Source organism: Bacillota bacterium (assembly GCA_040754675.1).
Lineage (GTDB): Bacteria > Bacillota > Limnochordia > Limnochordales > Geochordaceae > Geochorda.
Map to the genome: position 1 here is coordinate 1 of JBFMCJ010000137.1, position 8,911 is coordinate 8,911.

The 8,911-nt window shown below is 68.4% G+C and carries 8 protein-coding genes; 1 reads left to right on the forward strand and 7 read right to left on the reverse strand.

Annotated features, from left to right (window positions below; genetic code table 11):
- Positions 1-19 precede the first annotated feature (19 nt).
- The 6 genes from AB1609_09615 to AB1609_09640 all read right to left on the reverse strand — a co-directional run bounded on the left by AB1609_09615 (position 20) and on the right by AB1609_09640 (position 7,174).
- Positions 20-2,407, reverse strand: a complete 2,388-nt coding sequence (locus AB1609_09615; GenBank protein ID MEW6046720.1) for a DUF6259 domain-containing protein — start codon at positions 2,405-2,407, stop codon at positions 20-22.
- Positions 2,408-2,439: 32 nt separating this feature from the next.
- A complete protein-coding gene (locus tag AB1609_09620) occupies positions 2,440-3,198 on the reverse strand; it encodes a sugar isomerase domain-containing protein (protein ID MEW6046721.1) in 759 nt (252 codons plus the stop codon).
- On the reverse strand, positions 3,195-4,232 hold the full coding sequence (locus tag AB1609_09625; protein ID MEW6046722.1) for a BadF/BadG/BcrA/BcrD ATPase family protein: 1,038 nt from the start codon (positions 4,230-4,232) through the stop codon (positions 3,195-3,197). The genes AB1609_09620 and AB1609_09625 overlap by 4 nt, the downstream gene beginning before the upstream one ends.
- Positions 4,229-5,020, reverse strand: coding sequence for a GntR family transcriptional regulator (locus AB1609_09630; GenBank protein ID MEW6046723.1), 792 nt, complete (start codon positions 5,018-5,020; stop codon positions 4,229-4,231). The genes AB1609_09625 and AB1609_09630 overlap by 4 nt, the downstream gene beginning before the upstream one ends.
- 149 nt (positions 5,021-5,169) lie before the next feature.
- Positions 5,170-5,625 (reverse strand): hypothetical protein, encoded by a 456-nt coding sequence (locus AB1609_09635; protein ID MEW6046724.1) that lies wholly within the window; start codon positions 5,623-5,625, stop codon positions 5,170-5,172.
- A 223-nt stretch (positions 5,626-5,848) separates the two neighbouring features.
- Positions 5,849-7,174 carry a Gfo/Idh/MocA family oxidoreductase gene (locus tag AB1609_09640; protein ID MEW6046725.1) on the reverse strand — a complete coding sequence of 442 codons (1,326 nt, stop codon included), beginning with the start codon at positions 7,172-7,174 and terminating at the stop codon, positions 5,849-5,851.
- A 306-nt stretch (positions 7,175-7,480) separates the two neighbouring features.
- Here AB1609_09640 and AB1609_09645 point away from each other — a divergent pair, with 306 nt between their 5' ends.
- Positions 7,481-8,275 carry a C-GCAxxG-C-C family protein gene (locus AB1609_09645; GenBank protein ID MEW6046726.1) on the forward strand — a complete coding sequence of 265 codons (795 nt, stop codon included), beginning with the start codon at positions 7,481-7,483 and terminating at the stop codon, positions 8,273-8,275.
- A 140-nt stretch (positions 8,276-8,415) separates the two neighbouring features.
- On the opposite strand, the gene AB1609_09650 is transcribed toward AB1609_09645, so the two are convergent.
- Positions 8,416-8,911, reverse strand: a 496-nt coding sequence (locus AB1609_09650; GenBank protein ID MEW6046727.1) for an HAD-IC family P-type ATPase, incomplete at its 5' end; no start/stop codon positions are given.

Consider the following 8,911-nt stretch of genomic DNA (forward strand, 5'->3'; position numbering starts at 1 on the left):
CGAGCCGGAGCAAGCGCCGTCACGTCGCGAGTCCCTCCAGGTGCCATGCCTCCCAGTCTCCGAAGAGACGGCCATCGCCGGCGGAGTCGCCACCCGGTGGCGCAATTTGGAGACGGATCCAGCCATCACGCGGCATCACGAGGGCCTCCCGCCGCTCGAGAGGCCGGCCGACCCTGGCCAAGTAACGGTGCACGCGCCAGGGACCGTCCGACGAAGGGCTCTCAACCGGTTGCAGCTGCACTTCCAGTGCTGTGAGGGCCGGCGTGCCGCCACGCTGACGGCCCGTGGCTTCAGGCACGACCAAGACGAGGTGTTCGCCGGTGCCGACCCAGTGCGAGGCGATCCGGTAGGCCTCGTCCTGGGCTCCTTCGACCCGGATCCCGTCGGTGTCGACGAAGCGGGTGCGTGCAAACACGGGGGAGATGGAGCGGCGCAGCGGCAGTACCGCGTCCAGTTGTGCAAGCATTCGCGCCACCTGATCCGGCGTCACGTCAGGGGGCTCCTCGAGGCGAGGGGCGTGGATCCAGAATACGCTACCCAGCAGCCATGCGGTGTCCAGGTCGCGGCGAAAGTACGCCTCCTGCTGCTCCACGGGCGCCGCACCGCGGGTCTGAATCATCTGGATGAGTACGGTTTCGGGAAACGTGTACTTGAATAAGTTGAAGAACTCATCATACAACGTACCGTTCCAGACGAGACTTCCCCACACCCGCGTGCTGTAGAGGTCGCCGCAGTTCTCAATCATGAGGAAGCTGTCGGGCCGCACTGCCCGAAGCCGGCGCGAGGCCTCCTCGATGAGCGCCACGTACCCCTGGTTGTAGAGGCCGTGGTGGATCGTGTCGGGACGGCCCTCGATGGGGTGCGTGTGGCCGGGGTGATAGCAGGCCCAGGGCGTGGCCGACCCCAGCTGGTCGTAGTAGATTCCCCGGGCGCCGTAGGCCCGCACCATCCATTCGGCGAAGTCGAGCAGGTGCTTCTGCCACCCCCGGTGAGCCGGGCAGCACACGTCGAATTCGACCGGCCCGTACTTCTCCCGGTGCGTGTTGCCGCCGGCATCCTGGACGGCCCACTGCCGCCCGAGCGTCGGATGGTAAAACGACTCCCGGTCGAACAGGCGGCTATTGATGTAGAACGTGGTAAACCCTCCTCGGGACGCGACGTGGTCGACGACCCGCTTGAGGTCCATGGGCGTGCCGAGGTCGAGGTCAGGGTGGTACTCGGGGTACTGGCTGTCGAAACCGCCCCGGTTCCAGCCGGCAATGAAGAAGTGGCGGGCCTGGTAACGAGTCGAGATCCGGTCGTAGATGGCCGGCAGCTCGTCGAACCGGTGGATCACGCCGTTTTCCCGGCGCAGTTGGTAAAACGGGAGCATAGCCGCCTCCTGGGCCAGGTCGTCCGGGCGGGGTGAGCCGCCGAGCCGGTCAGGCGACGGCATTCCGGCCCGGTCGAACCACGCCCGGTACTGGCGGGCGCCCCAGTGCCAGTCGCCGTCGTGGAACGCCACTACGGCCGGTGGCGCCGCCCACGACTCGCCGGGCAGCACCGGGCGAAACTTGCGAAGCCCGAGTCCGAGGAAGGCGTCCCTGCCCTGTCCGCCCTGGCCGCCGTTGGCGCTCCGGGCGGGGTTGGCCTCGCCTTCGGCCGGGACGTGTACCTCGGCCCGCACCCCAGTGAGCAAGAACTCCGGGTCGTACGAGGCAAGGTACAGGCCTCCGGCGTCGTCGAAGTAGTCCATCCACATCATCGATGCGAGGCCGCAGTACGTGGTCTCACGGGCATACAGCCCCGGCGCCTCTCGGAGGGTCTGGGCCCTGTCCAAGCGCTGGTAGCGCTCGCTACGGTACACGTCGGCCGGGCGGGCGCACCGCTCGCCGGCGTGGTGGGGATAAACGAGGTTGTCCTCGCCGGCAATCGGCTCCCAGGCGAGCCCTCGCAGCAGGGGAAAGAGCACCTCCACGATGGCCAGCTCCGGGATTTCGTTGCGCAGGGTGATGCGCCAGACGGAGACGTCTGGGTCGCAGCCGAGCTCAGGATGAAGCGCTCCGCTTTCCACAGTGACCGTGGAGCGGACGGGCCAGCGGTGTCCGAGGCGGTCCACCGCGTCGCGGAAGCGCAACGTGAAGCCTGCCTGTCCACCCAAGGCACCGGCGGGAGCCGGTTCGACCGCTTCAACGGCTCCGGGCACCAGTACGCGGTCGGTCTCAGGTGGTCGCTTGCCCCGCAAGGCGGAGGCCGATAGCATGCGAAGTTCGAAGAGAGGCGACTGCACGCTTCGTCCGGCCCGGATGACGGACCGCTGGCTGCGCTGATCCCGGAGCTCCAGCAGCTCACCGGTGCCCGGATCAAGGACAGCGTGCAGGCGGCCAGCATGTAAGCGGTGTCCTGTGTTTCGCGGAAGCCCGCTCATCGTATGGCCACCCTCCTTGGCCTCCAATCCGGCTAATAACCCAGCTCGACAAAGCGCCGGCGCGCCGCGGCGTTGCGTTCGGGGGCACCAGGGAGGTGGTTGCTCACGAGAACGCTCGGCAGACGCCCCGCGGCGAGCATCCGTTCCACGACGTGGGCCGTGAGCGTCCACATCAGATAAGCGGCGGCGATCCCCGAAACGGGGCAGATGGCCGCACCGAGGTCGGGCACACGAACCACGGCGTCACCGACCGGCGTGGCATGGTCGAGGACGATGTCGGCCACCTCGAACAGCCGCTTTCCAGAGGGATGGGTGCTCTCCAGCGCTCGCGCGTAGACGGTCGACGTGATGGCAATGGTGTGAAGGCCCATGCGACGAGCCTCGAGGGCCAGGCCGACGGCCAGGCGGCTTACGCCGGACACCGACCCGATGATGAGAACGTCGCCGGCAGCGCACGCCGATTGGGAGAGGATAAGGCGGGCGAGCCCGTCGAGCTCGTCCCAGTTGAGCCGTACCCGCCCCGCCGCCTCCGGGCGAGGGCGGGCCGCGTGGTGGACCTCGAGGGTGGTGCGGATGGGCGAAAACAGCAGTAGCCCGCCGGCCCGGCCCACCAGTTCGTGGGTGAGCATGTGTCCCGTGTCGTATAGGTGGCAGGCGTGCCCGCCGGTGACCGCCTCGGTGATCAGGGCAGCCGCGCGATCGATGGCTTCGGCCTGGGTGGACCGGATGCAGGCCAGCACCCGCTCGACCGCCTGAAAGTACTGTCGCTGCAGGCTTTCGGGAGAGTTCACCCGCTAACGCCTCCTCGTCCCGGCGCCATGACCACTGTCTCTACCGTCGCATCGAGTCGCCGCAGCATGGCGTCGTCGGGGGTAAGCCCGAGAACCTCGAGGGCCCGGAGCGCAGCCCCCACGAACGGCTGGTAGCGGGGAGGCACCCACCGGGCGTTCGGGAACGACTCCAGAACCCGCCCGACGAAGGCCTCGAGGACGAAAGGGCCGCTGCGTCCTACTCCACCCGTCAGGGATACCGGGAAGCTCTCGTCGTGCCACTCCAGGAGCGTTGCTACCGAACAGGCCAGCTCCCCGAGCTGCCGCCCGGCCGCCTCGAGGATTCCCCGTGCGACGGCATCGCCTTCGCGGGCGGCCTCGGACACGAGCATCGCGAGGCTCGCCAGGCGGTGGCGGCTCATGGACGCCGAGTAGACGATGTGGCGGAGCTCCGTTTCGTATCCGTAGTGGAGCGTGGCCCGCAAGCGTTCGGAGAGCAGTGTCTCGGGGCCGCGCCGTTCGTAAGCACGGATGACTGCCCGGATGGCCTCCAGGGCGATCCAGTAGCCGCTTCCCTCGTCGCCCAAAAGCGGGCCCCAGCCACCGATCACCCTGACATTGCCGCGCCGCCGGCCGTAGCCAAACGAACCCGTCCCGGCCAGCACCACCACCCCGTCCTGCCCTCCGAGCGCTCCCACGAACGCAGACGGAGCATCGTCCTCCATGACCAGCTGGCCCGGCACCACGAGCCCGTCCAGGGCCGATTCGGCTGTGGCCCGTGGCAGGCCCGGAGAAGAGAAGCACACCGCCTCGACCCGGACAGGAAGCGCCGTCGCTCCCAAGGCCTGACGCACCACGGTGCGGATGGCGAAGCGGGCGTCCTCTTCGGAGACGAAGTAGAGGTTGGTCGGCCCGCCGAAGCCGATGCCCAGGATGGCCCCGTCCTCGCGCATCAGGATGCCGATGCTCTTGCTCCCGCCGCTATCAATGCCGAGAACGACGCGCCCGTTCGCGCTGTCGGCCGCCTGGCCGTCGGGTGCGCCTGGAATGTTCACGTCGTGCCTCCTTTCTCACGGGAGGCGGGGCGGTATCCTTCGAGGTGGAACTTGAGCACGAACCGATCGCTGCGGTACACCGTCCGGGTCAGAGAAACCCGGCGGTGCCCGGTCGCCTCCGTGATCCGCTCGGCGACAAGTACCGGAAATCCTGGCGGAATCCCGAGGAACTCCGCCAGCTCGGAAGAGGCTGCTTCTGCCCACACGCTCTCGTCGGCCGACAGGAGCATCAGCCCCAGGCGTTCTTCGAGCAGCCGGTACAGCGGCTGCTCGTCGAGCCACGTCTCGGGATGCTCGCCAAGACCCTCGGCCATCGAGCCGCGGAGCAGGTCGAAGGGCACATAGAGCTCCTGCAGGGCGCACGGCTCCCCGGCGGCCAGGCGCAAGTGCCGAACGTGCAACACCAGCTCGTCGTCGGACATGTCCAGCTGCCAGGCCACCCGGGCGCCGGCAGGCTGCAGGGCCGACCCCAGGGGCCGGGAGCTGATCGGGATACCTCGTTCGCTCATCGCCTCGGCGAAGCTGCGCAGCGGAACGCTCCCGGCGGGGACCGCCATGCCCACCACGAAGGTCCCCTGCCCGGCGCGCCGGACGAGCACCCCGTCCATCGCCAGGGTGTTGACGGCCTGCTTGACGGTGGCGGTGCCCACTCCGAACTCCTTCGCCAGCTCTGCTTCTGTGGGGAGCCGGGCACCCACGGGATAAGTCCCCGCTCGGATGCGAGCCAGAATCGCATCCTTCACCTGGACGTACAGCGGGACCGGGTCCCGTCGCCGAACGCCGGCCACCGGAATCCTCCCTAACGACGCTTAAACCGCTTAAGGTGCTTAAACCGTTCGGCACGTACGTCGAACCTCCTGCTTGCCGCGCAGGCAAAGAAAAGGAGTGGGAGGGAGAGCTCAGCGGGGCGCAGCGGGACGGTCAGGCAGTCAGCCGGTCATGCGTGGGCGCGCACCAGTGGCGCCAGCAACCGGCGCACCGGCTGGAGGACGGGGCAGTCCGGTAGACTGCCGCCGATCATGCCGCCCATGGCGCCGTTCATGAGGTACATGTTGAGCGCGGCCCACTGCGCCGAAAGCGAGCCGCCCATGCCGGAGGCGGAGGGGGCGAGCACGTGCGCGCCGTGGCCCGCTTGCGGCGGCGCGGCATAGTACAGGGCCGAAGCGAGCAGCGCGCCCGCAAGGCCGCCCACGGTCGCGCACGCCATCGCGGACATGGCGTGCCCGTGGTCCTTCCCGTCGCGGCCGGCGTCCGCCGGCGAAATCACGGTGCCGATCGCGCCACCGACGAGCGAGAGCCCGAAGACCCATGTCCCGCCAGCAGGGTGGACCAGATCGAGCCAGCTGCCGCCGAGCGCCCCGAGAAAGGCCCCGGCAGCCGTAGCCCAGCGCACGTTTCCCCCGGAGCTGGATGCCGCGCCAGAGCCGTGTGTGGTCGCATGGGCGGTACCGCCTTTGGGACGGGATTCGCTTGCGTGCACCGCGACCGCCGGGCGGCCTGGCGGCAGGCCTCGGCGCACTGTGGCCGTGTCCCGCATGTGAGGTCACCCCCGAGCGATTGACGCCTCCACCGGACCTTACGGGAGGAGGGGGTTCCGGTAGAACCGGGCGGCGCGGCTATGCGCCATCCATGGGTACCACGCGGCGCTCGAGGCGAGCCTCCTCCGCAGCAAAGGCCATCAGGTGGCTCTCGATGGACTCCCGCAGCGAGGTGAGCGCCTCGCCGGGGTGCTCTCCCAGTTTGATGAGGCGTACCCGCCGCACGAAGGCTTCCATCAACCCCGAATCGCCGCCCGCGTGGCCCGGCCCCGCAGGCACCCGAATCAGTTCGTACCCCCCGGCGGAGGGGCCGTGCCACGCCCGGCCCTCGACCGTGTCCTTCGAATCGCTCCTGCCCGCTCCCGGTGCGAAGGTGCGAAGCTCAATCTCGCCCTTCTCCAGGTGCCCCCTGATCTCGCCCCCGGTTCCCATCAGCTTCAGGGTGCGGGTGTTTTCGAGGGTGAAGGCCGTGACCGTGAAAGCCGCGGTTACGCCGCCTTCGAACTCGATGCTGACCACCTGGTGATCCACCACGTCGTTGTCGCACCGGTACACGCAGCGCCCGTACGGCCCTTCGCGCAGCGCCTGCAGGCGCCCTTCGGGGCTGAAATCCCGCGTGATGACCGAGACCGGCCAACCTGTCCAGTCCCTGGTGTACTCCAGGTACAGCCGGGGCGCGTAAAACGGGCAGCTACGTTCCGCTGGGCAACCGTCGGTGCAGCGTTCCGGGGCGCCGGGCGGGGCGTTCTCCCGGCGGAAGTGCATGAGGCTGCCAAAGGAGCTGATGCTGCGGGATGGCGCCCCGGCCAGCCAGCGCATCATGTCCATGTCGTGGCACGACTTGGCCAGGATCATGGGGCTCGAGGTCTGGAGGTTGCGCCAGTTGCCGCGGACGAAGCTGTGGGCGAAGTGCCAGTAGCCGATGTTCTCCGTGTACTGCACGCTGACCAGGGACCCGATCCGTCCCTGGTCCAGCAGGCGCTTGATGGTGGAAAAGAACGGGGTGTAGCGGAGCACGTGGCACACCGTGACGCTTCCCGGGGCTCGCTCGGCGGCCCTGGCAACCTGAAGCACCTCGTCACGGGTCGGCGCGATGGGCTTTTCCAGGAGGACATGGTAGCCCAGTTGCAGAGCGCGCAGGGTGGGCGCCACGTGGAGGCGATCGGGCGTGGCGATCACCACCGCGTCGGCCAGTCGCCCGCTGCTCAGGAGGTCCTCCCAGCGGGCATACCGGTGCTCGAAAGGGATGCTGTGGCGCTCGGCCAGCGCCTCTCGCCTTTCGGCGTTCGGATCCGCCACGGCAACAACCCGGGCCTCGCCCGGGTGCTCGAGCGCCCATCGGGCGTACGCCTCGCCCCCTCGATGGCCGGCGCCGATAATAGCAAGAGTAACCGGTGCGTTCAAATCCGAATACCCCTCCCGGTGACGTGTCACATGCCTCTGCGGCGCAGTGAGGGGAATTTGACAGGACGAGGCGCGAAGCCTCCTGGCGGATGGCTTGGCTCGTATGGGCCTCTACCGGAGCCTACCAGCCGCCGCCTGTTTGCCGTACATATCAAACCCCACGTCGGTTACGGCCGCAACCGAACGGCAATGCGGGATCAGCCGGATTGACGCGACAGCGAGGCCACTCCTAAACTAGATTGTGAACCATGGCACTAATGCGGCGGCCTGCACGGCCGTTCGGTTGCGGGAGGGGCGTGCGAAACTGTGGCCACAGAATTGGAAAAGGTAGCGGGCGCATCCCGGGTTTCACGGCGCGAGCTCTTTGCGGGGACCGGCGCTTTTGCTGCCGGGGTGGCGTTGGGGACACTTTTCGGCGGGGCTGGCCTGCGCAGCGTCTCCAGGGCGCAGGCACAGGACATCCCGCCCTGGCCGTGGCCGTACCACAAACTGGATCCCGACAGGGTTGCGCGGCGCGCCTACGAGGGCTACTGGAAGGGCGCCTGCAACTACGGAGTCGCCGAGGCCATCATCGGCGAACTCGCGGACGTCGCAGGTTATCCCTTCACGCTCATCCCCGCGGACATGTTCCGGTACGGCGAGGGCGGGGTGGTGGGCTGGTCGACGCTGTGCGGGGCGCTCAACGGGGCAGCGGCCGCCATATGCCTGGTCACGCCCAAGGATGCCTATGCCAGGGTGATCAACGAGCTGATGGGTTGGTACACGCAGGTGGCGTTCCCCCAGTACAGGCCGGCCGGAGGCGCCGACCTTCCGACCAGCGTGTCGGGTTCCCCGCTCTGCCACGTTTCCGTGACCACCTGGTGCAAGGTCAGCGGCTACGGTGAAAACTCAAAGGAACGAAAGGAACGCTGCGCCCGGCTGACGGCGGATGTGGCGGCCCAGGCCGTGCGCCTGCTGAACGCGCACTTCGACGGGCAGTTTACGGCGACCTACGCGGCCCCTGCCTCAGTCAAAGAGTGTATGGACTGCCACGGCCCATCCCACCTCAACAACACGCGGGGCAAGATGGACTGCGTGCAGTGCCACGAGCCGCATGCATGACACCAGCATCCCTGCAGCTTGGGGATCCAAGACAGACCCGGACCCCGCGCGGGGCCCGGGTCTGTCTGTGTGTAGCGGCGAGGGCGGCAGGCAGGAGCAGCCCCGCCCGTACCGGAGCGTGTAGCCCCTAAAAGCGGGCCTCACCCTCGCCCGGCGCGCAAGCCGTTGGCCACCGCCAGGAGTTCGCTTGCCTCGTGTACCACGACGGCGGGTGCGATGCTCAAAACGCCCGCCAGAGCTGCCGGGACAAGCGCTGCGAGGACCAGGATGGAGAAAGCGACGTTCTGCCAGGAGATCCGCATCGCCTTTCGCGCCACCTGGAGGGCGACGATGACCCGGCCCGGGTCGTCACCCATGAGCGCCACGTCCGCCGCTTCAATGGCCGCGTCGGATCCGGCCAGCCCCATCGCGATGCCGATCGTTGCCGCCGCCAGCGCGGGGGCATCGTTGATGCCGTCGCCGGCCATGGCGACGGCCCCGTAACGGTGTTCAAGCTCTCGAATGGCGGCCACTTTCTGCTCGGGGCCCAGGCCGGCTCGCACTTCGTCCAGGCCGAGTTCACGCGCCAGGGCTTCGGCCGTGCGGGCGCTGTCGCCGGTGAGCATGGCTACCCGGATTCCCATGCGATGAAGGCCC

Bases quoted from the DNA above. Each gene is read 5' to 3' on its own strand.
- AB1609_09615 (MEW6046720.1), bottom strand. From the start codon at position 2,407: ATGAGCGGGCTTCCGCGAAACACAGGACACCGCTTACATGCTGGCCGC.